Annotated in this window: 18 protein-coding genes; 10 read left to right on the top strand and 8 right to left on the bottom strand. The window is 63.6% G+C overall.

Annotated features, from left to right (window positions below):
* Nucleotides 1–25: 25 nt before the first annotated feature.
* The 3 genes from J5M73_RS14975 to J5M73_RS14965 form a co-directional block, all read right to left on the bottom strand.
* Nucleotides 26–1,729 carry a ShlB/FhaC/HecB family hemolysin secretion/activation protein gene (locus J5M73_RS14975; RefSeq protein ID WP_102862951.1) on the bottom strand — a complete coding sequence of 568 codons (1,704 nt, stop codon included), beginning with the start codon at nt 1,727–1,729 and terminating at the stop codon, nt 26–28.
* A gap of 244 nt (nt 1,730–1,973) precedes the next feature.
* The gene (locus J5M73_RS14970) at nt 1,974–2,273 is read right to left on the bottom strand and encodes a PsiF family protein (RefSeq protein ID WP_102862950.1); all 300 of its coding nucleotides are present in this window, start codon (nt 2,271–2,273) and stop codon (nt 1,974–1,976) included.
* Between the two features lie 71 nt (nt 2,274–2,344).
* Complete coding sequence (locus tag J5M73_RS14965) at nt 2,345–3,133, bottom strand: helix-turn-helix transcriptional regulator (RefSeq protein WP_102862949.1); 789 nt, start codon at nt 3,131–3,133, stop codon at nt 2,345–2,347.
* 96 nt (nt 3,134–3,229) lie between these two features.
* Here J5M73_RS14965 and J5M73_RS14960 point away from each other — a divergent pair, with 96 nt between their 5' ends.
* The gene (locus J5M73_RS14960; RefSeq protein WP_102862948.1) at nt 3,230–4,135 is read left to right on the top strand and encodes a DMT family transporter; all 906 of its coding nucleotides are present in this window, start codon (nt 3,230–3,232) and stop codon (nt 4,133–4,135) included.
* Between the two features lie 3 nt (nt 4,136–4,138).
* On the opposite strand, the gene J5M73_RS14955 is transcribed toward J5M73_RS14960, so the two are convergent.
* From J5M73_RS14955 to J5M73_RS14945, 3 genes are all read right to left on the bottom strand, one after another.
* A complete protein-coding gene (locus J5M73_RS14955) occupies nt 4,139–5,029 on the bottom strand; it encodes a triacylglycerol lipase (protein ID WP_102862947.1) in 891 nt (296 codons plus the stop codon).
* A 118-nt stretch (nt 5,030–5,147) separates the two neighbouring features.
* Nucleotides 5,148–5,453, bottom strand: coding sequence for a multidrug efflux SMR transporter (locus tag J5M73_RS14950; RefSeq protein WP_102862946.1), 306 nt, complete (start codon nt 5,451–5,453; stop codon nt 5,148–5,150).
* 12 nt (nt 5,454–5,465) lie between these two features.
* Nucleotides 5,466–6,104 (bottom strand): NAD(P)H-dependent oxidoreductase, encoded by a 639-nt coding sequence (locus J5M73_RS14945; RefSeq protein ID WP_102862945.1) that lies wholly within the window; start codon nt 6,102–6,104, stop codon nt 5,466–5,468.
* Nucleotides 6,105–6,229: 125 nt separating this feature from the next.
* On the opposite strand from J5M73_RS14945, the gene J5M73_RS14940 reads away from it, so the two are divergent.
* Nucleotides 6,230–7,153 carry a LysR substrate-binding domain-containing protein gene (locus tag J5M73_RS14940; RefSeq protein WP_180988559.1) on the top strand — a complete coding sequence of 308 codons (924 nt, stop codon included), beginning with the start codon at nt 6,230–6,232 and terminating at the stop codon, nt 7,151–7,153.
* Between the two features lie 121 nt (nt 7,154–7,274).
* Nucleotides 7,275–7,805, top strand: coding sequence for a ferritin-like domain-containing protein (locus J5M73_RS14935; protein ID WP_102862943.1), 531 nt, complete (start codon nt 7,275–7,277; stop codon nt 7,803–7,805).
* 66 nt (nt 7,806–7,871) lie between these two features.
* Here J5M73_RS14935 and J5M73_RS14930 read toward each other — a convergent pair whose 3' ends face one another.
* Nucleotides 7,872–9,947 carry an AsmA family protein gene (locus J5M73_RS14930; protein ID WP_102862942.1) on the bottom strand — a complete coding sequence of 692 codons (2,076 nt, stop codon included), beginning with the start codon at nt 9,945–9,947 and terminating at the stop codon, nt 7,872–7,874.
* 384 nt (nt 9,948–10,331) lie between these two features.
* On the opposite strand from J5M73_RS14930, the gene J5M73_RS14925 reads away from it, so the two are divergent.
* The 7 genes from J5M73_RS14925 to J5M73_RS14895 all read left to right on the top strand — a co-directional run bounded on the left by J5M73_RS14925 (nt 10,332) and on the right by J5M73_RS14895 (nt 15,516).
* The gene (locus tag J5M73_RS14925) at nt 10,332–10,757 is read left to right on the top strand and encodes a hypothetical protein (protein WP_102862941.1); all 426 of its coding nucleotides are present in this window, start codon (nt 10,332–10,334) and stop codon (nt 10,755–10,757) included.
* Nucleotides 10,758–10,925: 168 nt separating this feature from the next.
* Nucleotides 10,926–11,558, top strand: a complete 633-nt coding sequence (locus J5M73_RS14920) for a TetR family transcriptional regulator (RefSeq protein ID WP_102862940.1) — start codon at nt 10,926–10,928, stop codon at nt 11,556–11,558.
* Nucleotides 11,559–11,840: 282 nt separating this feature from the next.
* Complete coding sequence (ureE, locus tag J5M73_RS14915) at nt 11,841–12,341, top strand: urease accessory protein UreE (RefSeq protein ID WP_102862939.1); 501 nt, start codon at nt 11,841–11,843, stop codon at nt 12,339–12,341.
* Nucleotides 12,338–13,012, top strand: a complete 675-nt coding sequence (locus J5M73_RS14910) for an urease accessory protein UreF (protein ID WP_102862938.1) — start codon at nt 12,338–12,340, stop codon at nt 13,010–13,012. The genes ureE and J5M73_RS14910 overlap by 4 nt, the downstream gene beginning before the upstream one ends.
* A gap of 9 nt (nt 13,013–13,021) precedes the next feature.
* Nucleotides 13,022–13,636: an urease accessory protein UreG gene (ureG, locus tag J5M73_RS14905; protein ID WP_047301379.1), complete on the top strand. Its 615-nt coding sequence runs from the start codon at nt 13,022–13,024 to the stop codon at nt 13,634–13,636.
* A 37-nt stretch (nt 13,637–13,673) separates the two neighbouring features.
* The gene (locus tag J5M73_RS14900) at nt 13,674–14,246 is read left to right on the top strand and encodes a HupE/UreJ family protein (protein ID WP_102862937.1); all 573 of its coding nucleotides are present in this window, start codon (nt 13,674–13,676) and stop codon (nt 14,244–14,246) included.
* Between the two features lie 130 nt (nt 14,247–14,376).
* Nucleotides 14,377–15,516, top strand: coding sequence for an AGE family epimerase/isomerase (locus tag J5M73_RS14895; protein WP_102862936.1), 1,140 nt, complete (start codon nt 14,377–14,379; stop codon nt 15,514–15,516).
* A gap of 73 nt (nt 15,517–15,589) precedes the next feature.
* Here J5M73_RS14895 and J5M73_RS14890 read toward each other — a convergent pair whose 3' ends face one another.
* Nucleotides 15,590–16,495, bottom strand: a complete 906-nt coding sequence (locus J5M73_RS14890; RefSeq protein WP_102862935.1) for a cation transporter — start codon at nt 16,493–16,495, stop codon at nt 15,590–15,592.
* Nucleotides 16,496–16,610: the final 115 nt, after the last annotated feature.

The raw sequence follows: 16,610 nt of genomic DNA, 5'->3' as shown, positions 1-16,610 counted from the left end.
TCCATCCACTAGCGTTTGGGTCGGGTCAGAAGAACAGGTCTACTCGCACGTACACCGGATGCTCTCGTCTCTCGATAATGTCCGGTCGCTCCAGGGAGCGCGCGAAGCTGACTGACGCGGCCAGGTACTGGCCACGGGCGTTGAGTTCGATGGCGTTGCCACTCATGCGGCCCTTGGCGTCATGGTTGTAGCGATCGCCCTTGATCACCCCGACGTCATAAGCAAAGGCCAGGCCGTATTCCTGGACAAAGGGTTGCAGCGCCTGCCAGGTCACGGCACGGCGCCAGCGCAGCTGGTTGCGCCAGTAGCCGCCGCTGTTGCCGGAGAGGGTCTGGTCCTGGAAGCCGCGCACCGAATTGAGCCCGCCGAGGCTGATGCGCTGAGGGCTGAAGAGCACGTCCTCGCTACGCTGGCCGGTGGCCAGGCTGTCGAAACTGAAGTTCTCGTTCCACAGGCGAAAGGGCTGCAGGTAGCTCAGGGTCAGGCTGTACTTGTTGTAGCGCGAAACCGGCTCGCTGCCGTGAGGGTTGCCGCTGCCCTGGGCGTCCAGCGCGCCGATGCCCTGCTGCCAGCCGATGTCGGCGTTGACCAGGGCATTGCCGATGCGCCGCCCGTGGTTGAAGCCCAACTGGCTTTCGGTGATGCGATTGCTGGAGACGTCGATCAGGTTGTCGTCGATGTAGTTGCGCGTGCGCAGCTGGCTCAGCCCCAGGCTCATCCCGGTCTTGCTCAGGTTGTCGCGGTGCAACACACGCTCGGCGCGCAACTGCTGGTTCTTGCTTTCGCCGTCCATGGTGAAGTCGAAGCCGGTGCTGTCATTGCGAGTGCGGTAGTAGCTCTGGCTGTAGGCGTAGCTGAAAGTCCACCAGCCCCAGGGCAGGCTGTAGAACAGACTCTGGTTGTCGGAATGGCGCCAGCGATCGCTGACTGCGTCCTGGTTGGCCCGTAGGCTCAATTGATCCGCCAGCCCCAGGGGGCTGTCCCAGTCCAGGCCGAGGCCCATTTGCTGCTCACCGGTGCTTTTGTCGCCACTGTTGTTGCGGGTGGCCGAGACGCGCCAGGGTTTCAGGCGCTGGCCCTTGAGCCCGACATGGCTGTCCCCCAGTTTCTCACCCGGTGACAGTTCCAGCTCGACCTGGCGCGAAGGCAGGCGGCTGAGCTGGTCCACCAACTGCTCCAGTTCCCGCAGGTTCAGCACCTGGCCGGTGGTGCCGGGAAAGGCCATGGCCAGCTCCCGGGAACTGGCCAGGGCCGAGCTGTCCAGGCTTTCCAGGCGACCTTCGACGATGACGATGATCAATTGCCCCGACGCCAGCTCCTGGGCAGGCAGGTAGGCGCGGGTGGTGACATAGCCCTGTTGCAGGTAGTGGTGGGTAATGGCCTTGAGCAGGGTGTTGATCTGCGCCACCGACAGGCACTGGTCGCGATAGGGCGCCACCAGGCGCTCCTGATCCGCTGCCGAGAGGTGTTCGGCGCCTTTGAGGACCACGGTCTTGATGGTGAAACAGCGCTGCTCGCCAGGTTGCGGAGCAGGCTCGGGGGGCAGGGTCTTGCCGGGCAGTTGCTGCAGTTCGTCGAGGCGCTTTTGCTGCTCTTGCAGCAACTGCTGCTGGCGATCACGGATCAGATCGCGGTCACCCGGCGTCTGCAGCGGGGCGGCGGTGAGGGCAAACGAGCCGAACAAAGCACAAAACGCTACGACAGGCCTGAAACAGCCAAAACGCGACATGCCTTCCATTCCCTTGAGTCGCAGACGCCGGTACTAGAGCGGCCGCGCGGTGCGTCCCGGCACCTGTTTTCGAAGGGGATAAAGTCTAAATGTAAAATTTATTACATAAAAAAAAAGCGACGAGCGGTATCTTTCTGATTTATCTCATTGAAATAAAAGATTTTTTATGATTCTGAAATCGTAAACCTCGATGCGAACCAAGGCCCTGTGCCAGCCCGGTGACCTTGGTCCCATCGATTCAGGCTCACTTTTTCTTCAGGCAATCACTCATGAACGCCTTGCGCGCATCGCCCTTGAGGGCCTGGGCGGTGGCGGTGGCGTTGCACGATTTCATTCTTTCCTGGGGCGTGGAAGGTGTCGCCGCAGCCGCCGGAGCCGCCTTGAGGCAGGTGCTCATGAAGGCCTTGCGCTCGTCGCCCTTGAGGGCCTTGGCGGTGGCCTCGGCATTACAGGTGGTCATCTTGTTTTGCTGGGCAGTGGCGGCAAAACCTTGGGAGCAAAGCAGCAGGCCCACCATCAACAAAGGGATACGCAACATCTTCATGGAGTTTTCTCCTGGTCACCGCACCGATGGGCACGGCCTCCTGCGCAGTGTAGACAAAGCCTGTTACACCTTCACCTGTTCTGCAGGCTGGCCCGGCGGTACTGCTCGGGGGTGCAGCCGGCCTGGCGCTGGAACATCGCGATAAACGCCGAGGCGCTGCTATAGCCCATGTCGAAGGCGATTTCCTGGACGCTGCGGGTGCTTTCCAGGGCCTCGATGGCCGCGAGGAAGCGCTGGCGCTGGCGCCATTCGCCGAAACTCATGCCCAGCTCGCGGACGAACTGCCGGGCCAGGGTCCGTTCACTGACATGGGCCTGCTGCGCCCAGTGGGCCAGGGGCTGGTGGTTGCCCGGTTCGGCCTGCAGGGCCTGGAGTACCCGCAGCAGCTCGGGGTTGCGGGCATAGGGCAGGTAACAGTCTTGCACCGGGGCCTGGCGCAACTGGTCCAGCGCCACCTGGGCCAGACGCTGGTCGGCCTCGCCCTCGGGGATCTGTACATCCCGGGCGGCGAAGTCCTTGAGGATCGCCTTGAGAATCTCGCTGATGGCCAGGGTGCTGCCCTGCTTCGGCAAGTCCGTGCACAGTTCCGGCGCCAGCAGCACCGCTCGGTAGTTGATCGGTTGCGGAGTGTAGAAACTGTGGGGCGTCTGCGGCGGCACCCAGACCGCGTACTGTGGCGGCGACATGAAGCGCCGGCCGGCGATGTCCATGCGCATCACACCATGGGCCGAATACTCCAGGCAGCCCCAGGGGTGCCGGTGCTCCAGGGCGTGGCTGTCGGCGGCGAAGTCGGCATAGCGGAAGTACACCGGCGCGGGCAGGCCGTGGAAATCCAGGAGATCGATGTGTTTTTTGCTCATGCTGTCCGGATGTCGGGGCAGGTTGTCCGGTTCGAAGTATAGGCATTGATCCGGACAGGAGGATAATCAGCCCTCATCAACTGTCTGGCTGTTTCCATGCAATACGCTTATCCACTGCTGGCCATCTTTATCTGGGCCGGCAATACCGTGATCAACAAACTCGCAGTGGGTGCGATCTTCCCGGCAGAGATCGGCTTCTACCGCTGGCTGCTGGCGGGCCTGCTATTCACTCCGTTCATGCTCAAGCCGGTGCTGCGGCACTGGCCGGTGATCCGCCCCAACCTGGGCCGGATCTTCATCCTCGGGGTGTTGGGCATGGCCGTGTATCAGAGCCTGGCCTACTTCGCCGCGACCCTGACCTCGGCCACCAACATGGGCATCATTCTTTCCCTGATGCCGCTGATGTCCCTGGCCATGGCCATTGCCGCCCTGGGCCAGCGCCTGACCGCCGGGGCTCTGGTGGGGGCGGTGCTGTCCTTTGCCGGGGTGCTGGTGGTGGTGTCTTCCGGCAGCCTCGCCGCGCTGCTGCAACACGGGGTCAACCTGGGTGACGCGATGATGCTGATCGCCACCCTGGCCTATGCGATCTACAGCACCTTGCTGAAGAAGTGGCAACTGCGCCTGCCGCCGCTGGTGCTGCTGTACCTGCAGGTGCTGGTGGCGGTGCTGGTGCTGCTGCCGTTGTTCCTGGCCTCACCCAAGGTCGGCCCGACCCTGCAGAACATTCCGCTGGTGCTCTATGCCTGCCTGCTGGCTTCGATGCTCGCGCCCCTGGCCTGGATGCAGGCAGTGGTGCGCCTGGGACCAAGCCGGACCACGCTGTTTTTCAATCTGCTGCCGTTGATCACGGCGCTGATTGCCGCGGTGGTGCTGCATGAGCAACTGGCCTGGTTCCATCTGGTGGGGGGCTTGTTGACCTTGGGCGGGGTGGTTCTTTCCGAACGCTGGACCAGGGTGCTGGGGCCGGTCGCCGGCAAGCCGGCGGCTACAGGGCCACAGTGAGGGTCAGAGGTTGGCGGCCTTCAGGCGCCGAGCATGTTCGACGAACAGGCGGATCGGTTCGGCGCCCTTGCCCACCAGCCCCAGGGATTGGTTGACGATATCGAAGTGGTCCAGGGGGTAGTCGTCGCCGATGACCTGCCCCAAATGCGAGCTGTAGCGCCCGACCATGCCGTCGCACTGGCCGGCCTCGCGGACGAAGGTGCGGGCGAACAGGCGGCAACTGCGGTTGGTGCCGTCGAACAGGTTGCGTCCGCGATTGGTCTTGCCCGGCTGCAAAATGCCGGACCAGGAGTAGTAGCGCACGCCGCCGACCTCTTCCGCGCCCTGGCCGCCCCAGGTGGACGGCAACCCTTGAGGGTATTGGCGGTTGAACAGGGCCACGCCCTCGGTGGTCAGCGACTGATGCGAAGCGTGGATATCCACCGGCAGTTTCGGCCCGCGATAGCCGGTTTCCAGCAGCGTCATCAAGGCCGCGACGCCCCGCAACAGCCAGCTCAGGACACGCCCCTTGAGGCTGTGGGCCGGGGAATGCCGTGCCAGGTAATCCGCCAGTTCGGAACCGTGGTTGGGGCCTGCTACCGAAGTCACCGAGGCGACCCAGTCAGGGCGTTTGGCCGCCGCGTAACGGGCGGTAAGCGCGCCCTGGCTGTGGCCGATCAGGTTGACTCGGGGCGCACCAGTCTCGGCCATGATCCGCTGGACCTGGGCCAGCAGTTGTTCACCGCGCACCTCGCTGGAGTTGAGCGGCGACACCTGTATCGCAAACACCTGGGCCCCACCCTGGCGCAAGGCCGGGATGATGCCGTACCAGTAGGGATACAGCAGCAGGCGGACAAAACCGAGCATGCCGGGCACCAGTACCAGGGGGTAACGCGTGGCAAGCTCTTGGGACATGCGGGGACATCCTTGTGCGAAGGCAGGGGGGCTGGCTGAAAGCTAGACCATAACCAAGGCCGTCGTCAGCCCCCGTGACGCTTTGGCGACAAACCAATGACAACCCGGCCCCGAGTTGCTATTTCAGCCCCACCACCCCGACCACGATCAGCCCCACCGACACCAGCTTGACCGGCGTCAGGCTTTCCCCCAGCAACATGAAGCCCAGCAGCACCGTGCCCAGGGAACCGATGGCGGTCCAGATCGGGTAGGCCACGCTCACCGGCAACTCGCGCATGGCCAGGCTCAGGAAGTAGATCCCGCCCAGCGCCGCGACCACTGTCAGCAGCGACGGCCAGGGCCGGGTAAAGCCCTGGGCATACTTCATGCCCATGGCGAACGTGACCTCGAAGGCCGCTGCCAGCAGCAGGAACATCCAGGCCATGACGCCGCCTCCTCAGAAGGTCTGCGCCAGGGCCAACAGGCGCTGCCGGGCTTCGCCACAGGACTGCGCGAAACGCTCGGGCGCCGACTCCTCGCCTTCCGCCGCAACCACCGTCACATCCTCGATCCCAATGAATCCCAGGGCCGTGCGCAACCATGGATCGGCGTGATTCATCGCTTCATGCTCCCCCCCGGGCCCAAATCCACCGCCGCCGCGGCTGGTGACGATCAACACCTTCTTGCCCTGCACCAAGGGCTGGTACTGGGCCACGCCGTTGTCCAGCTGGGTGTTGAAGGTCAGCCCCAGGCGCACGATGTGATCGACCCAGGCCTTGATCCCGCTGGGCACGCTGAAGTTGTGCATCGGCGCCGAGATCACCAGGCGCTGATGGCCGAGCAACTCACCGACCAGCTCGTCACTCAAGGCCAGGTCAGCCTGCATCGACAGCGGCCGCGCTTCGGGCTGTGGATAAAACGCCGCGGCGATAAAGGCTTCGCTGACATGGGGCAAGGAACCCCGCCCGACTTCGCGCCGGGTCAGGATGGCCCCGGGATTGGCCTGTTGCCAGGCTTGTAGAAAGTCATCGGTCAGACGCCGACTGTGGGAGCGCTCGCCTCGGGGGCTGCCGTGAATCGCAAGAATTGTGCTCATCTGCTTTCTCGTGTACGGATTGACTGTAACGGCCTTGAAGCCGGCCCTGTTCCGCGTTAAAGCTAGAGCCACCGCGACTCACCCACAAATGAGTAAACATTCACTTGGATGAACTCAACTCATCCATGGAGCCCGTCATGTTCGCCCACCTGCCCCTGACCGCCCTGCGCACCTTCGAGTCCGCTGCGCGCCTGCTGAGCTTCAAGGCCGCTGCCGAGGACCTGTCGGTGACACCCACCGCGGTGTCCCACCAGATCCGCAGCCTGGAACACTGGCTGGGGGTGCCACTGTTCGAACGCCTGCCCCGCCAGGTACGCCTGACGGAGGCTGGCCGCCGCCTGTTCCACAGCCTGCATGGCGCCCTGCTGGATGTGGCCCAGAGCGTCGACACCCTGCGCCCCAGTCCCAGCGCCGCGCAGTTGACCGTTTCCACCACTGCGGCCTTCGCCGCCCTGTGGCTGGTGCCGCGCCTGGGGCGCTTTTACGCCCGGCACCCTGGCATCAACCTGCGCCTGGATACTCAGTGCGAGGTGGTGGACCTGCACCAGGACGCCAGCATCGACGTCGCGATCCGCTACAGCCAGGACGGCTACCTGAATCTCCATGGCCTGTGCCTGTTCGACGAGCGCTTTGCGGTCTATGGCGCGCCGCAGCAGGTGGCCCTGGCCCGGCAGCAGCCACCGTCACTGATCAGCGTGCATTGGCGCAATTCCAGGTTGTATGCCGATGGCTGGCAGGCCTGGTGTGCCCAGGCCGGGGAAAACTGGCTCGACGCTCGGTTGCCGATCCGTTCCTACGACGAGGAGCAGTACGCCCTGCAAGCTGCCATTGCCGGCCAGGGCCTGGTACTGGCGAGCAACATCCTGGTGTCCCAGAGCGTGGCCAACGGCCTGCTGCAAGCCTATCGGCCGGAGGTCCAGGTGGACGGCGCGGGCTATAGCGCCCTGTGCGTGCCGGGGCGAGAGCGGCACCCTCCGGTGCGGGCCTTCCTCCAGTGGCTGCAACAGGAAGCGCTGCTGGCCGGACATCCGCCCCTGGCCCGCAGTTGACCCCGGCGCAGACCACCGGGCACATCCGATAAAACTTTTTGCCGCGCCCGGGACTCACAACTCAGGTAGTGATCAGGCCGAGAGAGCCTGGCGCAAAACGGATTAGCCCCAGGAGATCGAAATGAGCGACAAGCATTTATCCGATGTGAACACCCTGCGCGAACGGGCCCGTCAACACGTGGAGAACGGAGCCGTGACCGAGGGCTACAACGCCGACCGCGAGCAGGTGCTGCGGCTGCTCAACGAATCGCTGGCCACCGAACTGGTGTGTGTATTGCGCTACAAGCGCCACTACTTCATGGCCAACGGCCTCAAGGCCAGCGTGGCGGCCGACGAGTTCCTCGAACACGCGACCCAGGAAGCCGAGCACGCCGACAAACTGGCGGAACGCATCGTCCAGCTCGGCGGCGAACCGGAGTTCAACCCGGACCTGTTGTCCAAGCACGCCCACGCCCAGTACGTGGCCGGCAATACCCTGAAGGAAATGGTCTACGAGGACCTGGTGGCCGAACGCATCGCCATCGACAGCTACCGCGAGATCATCCAGTACATCGGCGACAAGGACCCCACCACCCGCCGCCTGTTCGAAGAGATCCTGGCCCAGGAAGAGGAACACGCCGACGACATGGCAGACATCCTCAACGACCTGTAATCCCCTCCTCCAAGCCCGCCCCTGCCTACCGTAGGAGCGGGCTTTTCCGCGAAGTTCCAGTCCTTGCTACTGGCTCGGCTTGACCGTCACCGGCGCCTTGCCCGAGCGCATCTGCTGCAGCAGCGGCGCGCACTGATTGGGCTCGTCACCGCTGGGCGCCACCAGCGCCAGCAAGCCTGCCGCCGGCCCGGCGATCAACCCCAGCGCCACCATCCCGGCACCGCGCAGCACCAGCGGCACCGCCTTGACCCCGGCACTGGGCTTGATGAACTTGCCCTGCACATAAAGCGGTGAACGCAGGGAGAACAGGCGCAGCCCCTTGGACTCCGGCGTGATGGTCAAGTCCAGTTGCTCAGAGGCCATATTGGCGGTGCCATCGATGTAGATGATGGCGTTCTCGGTATCGAAGACGAACAGCCGAGACGTAGCCAGACCGCTCTTGATGCCAAAGTCGGCGGCGGCGCAATTGATCTTCACTTCCTTGTCGCCAAACATCTTGCCGACCACATAGTTGCCGACGTTGAGCCCGGCGATTTCCATGAGGCTGCGGCTGATGGCGCCATCGTTGATCAACATCTTCAGGTCGCCGTTGGCGCTGCCCAGCAAGGCTGCCACCGAGTTGCCGCGTCCGGTGATATCGGCATCGCCATTGAGCTCGCCGAAGCTGGTCTTCATCGGCTCGAAGGTCGGAAACAACTGCTTGAGCTTGAAGTTGCGCGCCGTCAGCCTGGCCCGGCCTTCCAGCGGCGTGGTGTGACCATTGAGGCGCACCTGGGCGTCCAGCTTGCCCCCGGCCACGCCGAAGCGCAGGGGCTCCAGGCTGAGCTGGCCGTCGTTGAGCATCAGGTGCGTGTAGAGATCGGTGAACGGCAACTCGGCGCTGTGGACAATGCGCTTGCCGGTGAACTCCACATCGGCGTCCATGTCACCCCAGCGCTCGGTACGGAACTCCTCCACCGGCAGCACCTTGTCCGCCGGCTGCTTGCTCTCGCCGCCCCGGGCCTTCTGCTTGGCGTTGGAGTCGGCACCAATCAGCGGCGCCAGGTCGCTCATCAGCAACTGGTTGGAGACCAATGCACCGCTGAGCTTGGGTCGCGGCTGACTGGCGACGTAGGTCAGGTTGCCGTGGATATCGCTGTCGCCGATCTTGCCGTTGAAATCCTGGTAGCTGAAGGTCGCACCCGCCGGGTCGCGGAGCTTGGCGGTCAGATGGCCGTCGGTGGCATAGGGCGGCGAGTCCGGCAGGGTCACCCCGGTCAGCGGATAGAGATTGCCCAGGCTGGTGCCGGCCAATTTCAGGCGCAGGTCCAGGGCGCCCAGATTCAGCGGGTCGGTGAGGCTGCCCCGCAGCTCCACCTTGGTGTCGCCGATCTGCGCCTGGGCCTGCAGTGGAAACGGCTTGCGCCCGTCCTGCAGGGCCAGCAAGCCGCCGATCTTGCCGGTGCCGGCAAGCTTCTGCCCGTGGTACTGGCCCTTGACCTTGAGGGCGAAGGCATAGGCTTGGGCCGCGGCGCCTTTTTCACTGATTTTCTTCGCTTCGCTCTCACCGACTATGTCGCTGAAGGGAATGGGTTTGCCGAGCAGCTCTACCTGCAGGTCAAGTTGGGTTTTCAGGCTCTGGTCGTCCAGGGTCACATGGCCCTTGTCGAAACCGATGGCGCCGATGTCCACCGTCCAGTTGGAAGGCTCGGCCTCGGGGTCCTTCGGGTCGAACTTGAAGGTCCAGTTGGCGCGACCGTCCGCCAGCCGCTGCAGCGCAGCATCGGGCTCGGTCAGATCGATACGCGGGATGCTGACCCGCTGGGCCAACAGGGCCAGGGGCGAGATGCGCAACTCGACCCGTTTGAGGCTGACCATCTGCGGCGCCTTGGACCACTCCGGGTTGCCCAGGGTCAGGTCCTGGGCCACTACGTGAGGCCAGGGCACCCAGGCCCGCCAGCCACCCTCGTCGGGCTCGCGCTGCCAGGCCACGGACAAGTCGCCATTGATCGCGAAGGGCCGATGCAACTCCTCGGACACCTTGGCGTTGAGGGTCGGCTTGATGCGGTTCCAGTCGAAGAACGCGATCACCAGCACCAGCACGGCCAGTAGCAGGATCAGGCTGGCGACGGACCAGGCGAGGATTTTACGAGTGCGCGTCATTGCACGAGGCTCCTGAAGACAACTGAGCGCCAAACTGCGACGCATCGATGAAATGCCGATGGAAAATCACCGGCCATGAAAACTACGACTGACAAAGCCCACGCAGGTTTAATCCGGCGGCTCGATGCGGCGAAAAAACCTGAATTGCTGATCGCTTGGACAGCTTTGTGTTACCTCGAACCGCCTCTTCCTGAAGCGGGAGTGGGTCGAAAATACCCACCCTGGTGCAAAAGCCATCGGCGCTAAAGCCCGAGCTAGAGCCTTCGAGGCAAACAATCAATTCCGTTGATTATTACCATTGTGTTTATGAACTTTTATATCGATTTTGCGGCGGTAACATTAGCTCCGTACCCACTTTATCGCCCTACCAAGGAGCAACCCATCATGAAACGCCACCTCTTACTGAGCCTGACCTTATCCGTTCTGGCTGCCAACGCCTTCGCCCTGCCAGCCGCTGAACAAGCCACTCCACAGGTCAAGGCCAGCCACAGCGTGTTCACCCAGACCCTGGCCGAAGGCGGTTCGGACCGTCTGATCGAACGCAACAAAGTCGCTGCCGACGGTTACGAACGCACTCCACAAGGCCAGAGCGTTGCCGAAGACGGCTATGATCGCACCCCACAAGGCCAGAGCGTTGCTGAAGATGGCTACGACCGTACCCCACAAGGCCAGAACGTAGCTGAAGGCGGCCGTGATCGCCTGGAAGAGAAAGGCCTGGTTGAAGACGGCTACAGCCGCACGCCTCAAGGTCAGACCGTTGCCGAAGGCGGCGCTGATCGCCTGGCTGAACGTCATCAAGCAGCGAGCTGAGGCCATGCTGGCCCTTAAAAAAAGCCCGATCCCTGGATCGGGCTTTGGCTTTTATGGCCCCGGCATTTTAGCCCTGACCTTCGCCGCTCTCGCCTGACTCCAGTTCGACTCCGGCAAAGTTGATTTGCTAGAGTGCGCCGCTCCCATTGAGCAAAGAACGCCCCGCCGATGCTGCCCCGCGCCGAACAGAAGCAACAGACCCGCAACGCCCTGATGGATGCTGCCCGGCATCTGATGGAGTGTGGTCGTGGTTTCGGCAGCCTGAGCCTGCGGGAAGTGGCCAAAGCCGCCGGCATCGTGCCCACCGGCTTCTATCGGCACTTCAGCGACATGGACCAACTGGGGCTGGAACTGGTCAGCGAGGTCGGCCAGACCTTCCGTGAAACCATCCGCCTGGTGCGCCACAACGAATTCGTCATGGGCGGCATCATCGACGCCTCGGTGCGCATCTTCCTTGATGTCGTGGAAGCCAAGCGCGCGCAATTCCTATTTCTGGCCCGTGAGCAATACGGCGGCTCGCTGCCGGTGCGCCAGGCCATCGCCACCCTGCGCGAGAACATCAGCTCGGACTTGGCTGCCGACCTGACCCTGATGCCCAAGCTGCAGCATCTGAATGCCGCCGACCTGAGCGTCATGGCCGACCTGATCGTCAAGAGCGTGTTCGCCACCCTGCCGGACATCATCGATCCCCCGGCCCAGGCCCTGCCTGAACACCTGACGCCGCAGGCGAAGATCACCCAACAACTGCGCTTCATCTTCATCGGCCTGAAGCACTGGCAAGGCCTGGGCAGCACCGAGTAATACAGCCTGCCCCTCTCCCCCTTTCAATCGGCGTGCCCCGCTCTGGGTAGCGCGTTTGCGCCTGCTCGTCGGCCCGGCACCGGATTGCAGCAAAAATATTTCCAGCGCACCAACTCAGTGCTATAAATCAGCTCAGCGCGCCATTTTGTAACAAGATAAAACAAGGTTTTGCCCCTTTTTCAGGCGCAGTTCCGGTGTCGACAAAGGGTTTTTCCTCTCCCTCGGGCGATTGGCAAGGCCCTTGCTCTGGCTTGTGTATCGCTCATAGCTGGAAGCTTTCCGATGCTGGTGATCCACCGCAGAACCGAACCCCAAGCCACCTGGTCCGCCGAACTGCACCTGACCTATGAGGCTCGCAGCAAAAGCCGCCTGCGCTGTTTCAGTGCCACAGGCGAAGACGTCGGCCTGTTTCTGGAGCGCGGCCAGCCGCCGCTGCACGACGGTGAGTTCCTGGTGGCCGAGGACGGACGCATCGTCAAGGTCTGCGCCCGCCCGGAAACCCTGCTCCATGTCACCTGCCGCAATGCCTTCGAACTGACCCGCGCCGCCTATCACCTGGGCAACCGCCACGTGGCCCTGCAGGTGGGCGACGGCTGGCTGCGCCTGCTCGATGACTACGTGCTCAAGGCCATGCTCGAACAACTGGGCGCCAGCACTGAAACCATCGAGGCGCCGTTCCAGCCCGAACACGGTGCCTACGGCGGCGGCCACCATCATTCGCGCCACGGCGATGAAGACTTCAATTACCCGCCGCGCCTGCACCAGTTCGGCGTGCGTCAATGAACCCAGCCTGGGCCCTGCTGCGCCTGGCCAGCCCACAGCTGCCGATCGGTGGCTACAGCTATTCACAGGGACTGGAAATGGCAGTGGAGCAACAACGGGTGAACGACCCGGACAGTGCCAGGCGCTGGATCAGCGATCAGTTGCTGTTCAACCTGGCGCGCTTCGAGGCTCCGCTGCTGCTCGCCCACTGCCAGGCCTCCGCAGATCAGGACTGGGCCAGGCTGCAGCAACTCTGCGAAGAACATCGGGCCAGCCGTGAAACCCGCGAGCTGTACCAGGAAAGCCGGCAGATGGGCTATTCCCTCAAGCAATTGCTCGAAGGCCTGCCGGAACTGGACGGCGGCGCCCGAGAGCTGCTGGCGCACCAGGACGAACCGCACCTGGCCCTGGGCTGGGCCCTGGCCGCCCGCGCCTGGCACATCAACCCCGAAGACGCCCTGGCGGCCTGGCTCTGGAGCTGGCTGGAAAACCAGCTGGCGGTGCTGATGAAAACCCTGCCCCTGGGCCAGCAGGCGGCCCAGCGCCTGACCAGCGAGCTGCTGCCGCTGCTGCAAGAGGCCCAGCGCCACGCCACCCACCTTGACCCCAACCACCTTGGCAGCGCCGCTTTCGGCCTGTCCCTGGCGAGCATGGCCCACGAGCGCCAGTACAGCCGCCTGTTCCGTTCCTAGGAGAAACTCATGAACGCACAACCTCTGCGTGTCGGCATCGGCGGCCCGGTGGGCTCCGGAAAAACCGCCCTGACCCTGGCCCTGTGCCTGGCCCTGCGCGAGCGCTACAACCTGGCAGTGGTGACCAACGACATCTACACCCGCGAAGACGCCGACTTCCTGGTCCGCAATGAAGCCCTGGCGCCGGAGCGGATCATCGGCGTGGAAACCGGCGGCTGCCCGCACACCGCGATACGCGAAGACGCCTCGATCAACCTGGAAGCGGTGGACCAGCTGAACCGGCGCTTCCCGGGGCTCGATCTGATCCTGGTGGAGTCCGGCGGCGACAACCTTTCAGCCACCTTCAGCCCGGAACTGTCGGACCTGACGATCTATGTGATCGACGTTTCCGCTGGCGACAAGCTGCCGCGCAAGGGGGGCCCGGGCATCTGCAAATCCGACTTGCTGGTGATCAACAAGATCGACCTGGCGCCGCTGGTGGGCGCCTCCCTGGAGATGATGAACAGCGACACCCAGCGCATGCGCGGCGGCAAGCCGTTTGTCTTCAGCAACCAGAAGACCGGCCAGGGCCTGGAAGACATCATCGCCTTCATCGAACGCCAGGGCCTGCTGACCGCGGCCTGAAACCGAATCTGAAAAACGCTCAACAAGGAAGCCACTCATGACCCTGAAATCACTCTTCGGCGCACTGGCGCTGCTGCTGACCCCGGCCCTGGCCTTCGCTCACCCGGGCCACGGCGACAACGGCCTGATGGCTGGTATCAGTCACCCCATCGGTGGCCTCGACCACTTGCTGGCCATGCTTGCGGTCGGCCTGTGGGCCGCCCAGCAACAAGGCGCGGCGCGCTGGGCACTGCCCTGCACCTTTGTCGGCACCATGCTGATTGGCGGCCTGCTGGGCTTTGAAGGGCTGAACCTGCCGGCCCTGGAAAGCGGGATTGCCGCGTCAGTACTGGCCCTGGGCCTGGCCGTGGCCCTGGCGGTGCGCCCGCCACTGAGCCTGGCGCTCGCCGCCACTGCGCTGTTTGCCCTGTTCCATGGCGTGGCCCATGGCCTGGAACTGCCAGACATGTCCAGCCCCTGGGCCTATGCCGCCGGTTTTGTCGCAGCCACCGCGGCCCTGCATGCCGCCGGTTATGCCGTGGTGCGGGTACTGCCTCAGGCGGCGGCGCCGCTGGTGCGCGTGGCCGGTGCGGCCTCGGCTGCGACGGGCGTGTGGTTGCTGGCAGGCTGATCCCTGCCCTCTTCTGTAGGAGCCGGCTGGCCGGCTCCTACCCGTATCTCGTGCTTGGCGGGCAAGCCGCCTGGCGGGGCTTCTCTGGTAACATGTCGCGCACTCAAACCTGCCGTGACGACGCCAGCCAATGCCCGATGTATCCCGCTCCGCCACCTCGCCTGAATCGAGCGCTCTGTTCAACGCCATGCAGCAGCATTTCCACAAGGTGATAGTGCCGCTGTGGCAAGGTCCGGGCTGGAATCCGCAGTTGGCACTGCCCTATGAGGCGCTGGACGCCGAACAGCGGCCATTGCCGCCGCAGCGCTATCGAGCCATGGCCTGTGCCCGGCAGCTGTACCTGTTCTCCCAATTGATCGGTGATGCCGCCGCCCCCTTTGCCCAGGAGCGGGCCGCCGCGCTGTTCCGCTCGCTGCAGCGGCACTTCCACGATGCCGAGCACGGTGGCTGGTTCTACAGCATCGATGCCGACGGCGCGCCGCTGGATCGGCGCAAGGACCTCTACACCCACGCCTTTATCCTCTTCGCCTGCGCTCATTACTGGGCCAAGGTGCGCGAGCCGCTGGTGGAGTCGGTGCTCAATGCCGCCCTGGAAGTGGTAGCCCTGCGCTTTGCCCGGGGCGATGGACTCTACGAAGCCAGCCTCGCCGAGGACTGGTCCGTACTGGGTTCGGGGCCCCTGCAGAATCCGCTGATGCACCTGGCCGAAGCCTTTCTCGCAATCCTGGCAGTGCGCGAAGACGCCGCGGTACAAACCGCACTGCTGGAGCTGTGCCAGGCCATGCAGCAGCAGTTCATCGACCCGCAGCACGGAGTGATGCTGGAGAAGCCACTGGGAGCTGTGGATAACTGGTTCGAGCCAGGGCATCAGTTCGAGTGGTTCTTCCTCCTCGACTCTTCGCCCTTGCTGCGCAGCAACCCGCTGCACGCCTCATTGAGTCGTGCCTTCGCGTTTGCCGAGCAGCTTGGTGTCGACCCGCAGAGCGGCGCGGTGTGCGCCATGCTCGACCTGCAACCGGGTGCCCCCATCAAGGACGCCACCCAGCGCATCTGGGCCCAGGCCGAGTACGTGCGTGCCCTGACCTTGCGTGCGGACAGCCAGGCGCCCCTGCTGCGTCAGCTCAAGGCGCTGCACGCGCATTTCCTGCATGCAGGGGGCTGGAATGAATGCCTGGATGCCAGTGGCGCGGTCAGCCGGCGGGATATGCCATCGACCACGCCTTATCACCTGGCGACCTGTTATCGCGGGCTGGCGGAATATTTTGCCTGAAGCCTCTGCCGGCCAGCCGGCTCCTGCAAGCCCCCTGTAGGAGAAGGCTGGTCGGCGAAAAGCGCACCGCCCATCAAACGATCCACTTGCGATCCCCGGTAAAGCTGATGGTCAGCCAGCGCGCTGCGTCGGCCTCTCCCAACTCACTGGAAATCTCCTCGCGCAAGCGGTCCAGAGTCGCCACATCCTGCAGCGGATAGTCCGCCGGCAGCACGATATGGATCTCGATGAAACGCGCCCGGCCGTGCTTCTGCACGTAGGAAATGTATTCCTGGAAGCCATAGGCAACCATGGCCTCTTCCATCACGCTGCGCACCTTTTCATCCAGCTGGTCCGGAGCGATGCCCAGCACATCACGCAACGCCGGCCGCAGGATCTTCAAGGCTGGCGGCAGCATGCTCAGGGCCAGCAGGATCAGGATCGCCGGGTCGACATACACCGCCCACTGGCCATGCCCGTACTGCTTGAGCAGCAAGGCAATGATGAAACTCACCAGCAGCCCCACCGAGAGCATTGCGTCCACCAGCCAGCTGATGTTGTCGAACTGGATCAGCGACGATTTGAGCTTGCGGTTACGCCGGCGCACATAGAAGAAGTAGGCAAACTCCGTTACCGCAAAGAACCCGGCGTAGAAGATCACCATCCCCAGCTCGACCTCCCGGCCGCCATTGATGATGCCGAACACACCGTTAAGAAAGGCGTAGATGGCGATCAACAGCAGGAAGCTGCCTTCGATCAGCAGCACCATGGGTTCCAGGTGCCAGAAGCCGAACTGGAAACGGTGGTTGCTTTCCTTGGCAATCAGCTTGGCAGTGATCAGCATCAGGACCTTGATGAAGGTCGCGATCAGGGAAAAAAACCCATCGAACAAAATGGATTGGGCGCCAGAAACAAAACCCGTGACGATACCGGCGATCGCCACGGCGAACATCAGTACAGTCGATTGTTTGAGCAGAACCTGCTCACCTCGGTTACTCACAACTCCTCCTATCGAACTTCAAAAACACCGCCTTGAGTGAGGCGGCAGCGAAATTTCGGGGCGGAATTCTACCCTGCCAAGGCTGACCTTCAGCTGAAACGAATCAGCTTATGTG

It is taken from the genome of Pseudomonas sp. 50_B (assembly GCF_017491625.1).
Classification (GTDB): Bacteria; Pseudomonadota; Gammaproteobacteria; order Pseudomonadales; family Pseudomonadaceae; genus Aquipseudomonas; species Aquipseudomonas danubii.
This window is presented reverse-complemented; position numbering and strand designations above follow the sequence as displayed.

What these genes read in the sequence shown, in the direction of transcription:
- J5M73_RS14945 (WP_102862945.1), bottom strand. Translation starts at nt 6,104, where the DNA reads ATGAGCACAATTCTTGCGATTCACGGCAGCCCCCGAGGCGAGCGCTCC.
- J5M73_RS14975 (WP_102862951.1), bottom strand. Translation starts at nt 1,729, where the DNA reads ATGTCGCGTTTTGGCTGTTTCAGGCCTGTCGTAGCGTTTTGTGCTTTG.
- J5M73_RS14955 (WP_102862947.1), bottom strand. Translation starts at nt 5,029, where the DNA reads ATGTCCCAAGAGCTTGCCACGCGTTACCCCCTGGTACTGGTGCCCGGC.
- ureG (WP_047301379.1), top strand. Translation starts at nt 13,022, where the DNA reads ATGAACGCACAACCTCTGCGTGTCGGCATCGGCGGCCCGGTGGGCTCC.
- J5M73_RS14910 (WP_102862938.1), top strand. Translation starts at nt 12,338, where the DNA reads ATGAACCCAGCCTGGGCCCTGCTGCGCCTGGCCAGCCCACAGCTGCCG.
- ureE (WP_102862939.1), top strand. Translation starts at nt 11,841, where the DNA reads ATGCTGGTGATCCACCGCAGAACCGAACCCCAAGCCACCTGGTCCGCC.
- J5M73_RS14930 (WP_102862942.1), bottom strand. Translation starts at nt 9,947, where the DNA reads ATGACGCGCACTCGTAAAATCCTCGCCTGGTCCGTCGCCAGCCTGATC.
- J5M73_RS14970 (WP_102862950.1), bottom strand. Translation starts at nt 2,273, where the DNA reads ATGAAGATGTTGCGTATCCCTTTGTTGATGGTGGGCCTGCTGCTTTGC.
- J5M73_RS14925 (WP_102862941.1), top strand. Translation starts at nt 10,332, where the DNA reads ATGAAACGCCACCTCTTACTGAGCCTGACCTTATCCGTTCTGGCTGCC.
- J5M73_RS14960 (WP_102862948.1), top strand. Translation starts at nt 3,230, where the DNA reads ATGCAATACGCTTATCCACTGCTGGCCATCTTTATCTGGGCCGGCAAT.
- J5M73_RS14965 (WP_102862949.1), bottom strand. Translation starts at nt 3,133, where the DNA reads ATGAGCAAAAAACACATCGATCTCCTGGATTTCCACGGCCTGCCCGCG.
- J5M73_RS14950 (WP_102862946.1), bottom strand. Translation starts at nt 5,453, where the DNA reads ATGGCCTGGATGTTCCTGCTGCTGGCAGCGGCCTTCGAGGTCACGTTC.
- J5M73_RS14900 (WP_102862937.1), top strand. Translation starts at nt 13,674, where the DNA reads ATGACCCTGAAATCACTCTTCGGCGCACTGGCGCTGCTGCTGACCCCG.
- J5M73_RS14935 (WP_102862943.1), top strand. Translation starts at nt 7,275, where the DNA reads ATGAGCGACAAGCATTTATCCGATGTGAACACCCTGCGCGAACGGGCC.
- J5M73_RS14895 (WP_102862936.1), top strand. Translation starts at nt 14,377, where the DNA reads ATGCCCGATGTATCCCGCTCCGCCACCTCGCCTGAATCGAGCGCTCTG.
- J5M73_RS14920 (WP_102862940.1), top strand. Translation starts at nt 10,926, where the DNA reads ATGCTGCCCCGCGCCGAACAGAAGCAACAGACCCGCAACGCCCTGATG.
- J5M73_RS14940 (WP_180988559.1), top strand. Translation starts at nt 6,230, where the DNA reads ATGGAGCCCGTCATGTTCGCCCACCTGCCCCTGACCGCCCTGCGCACC.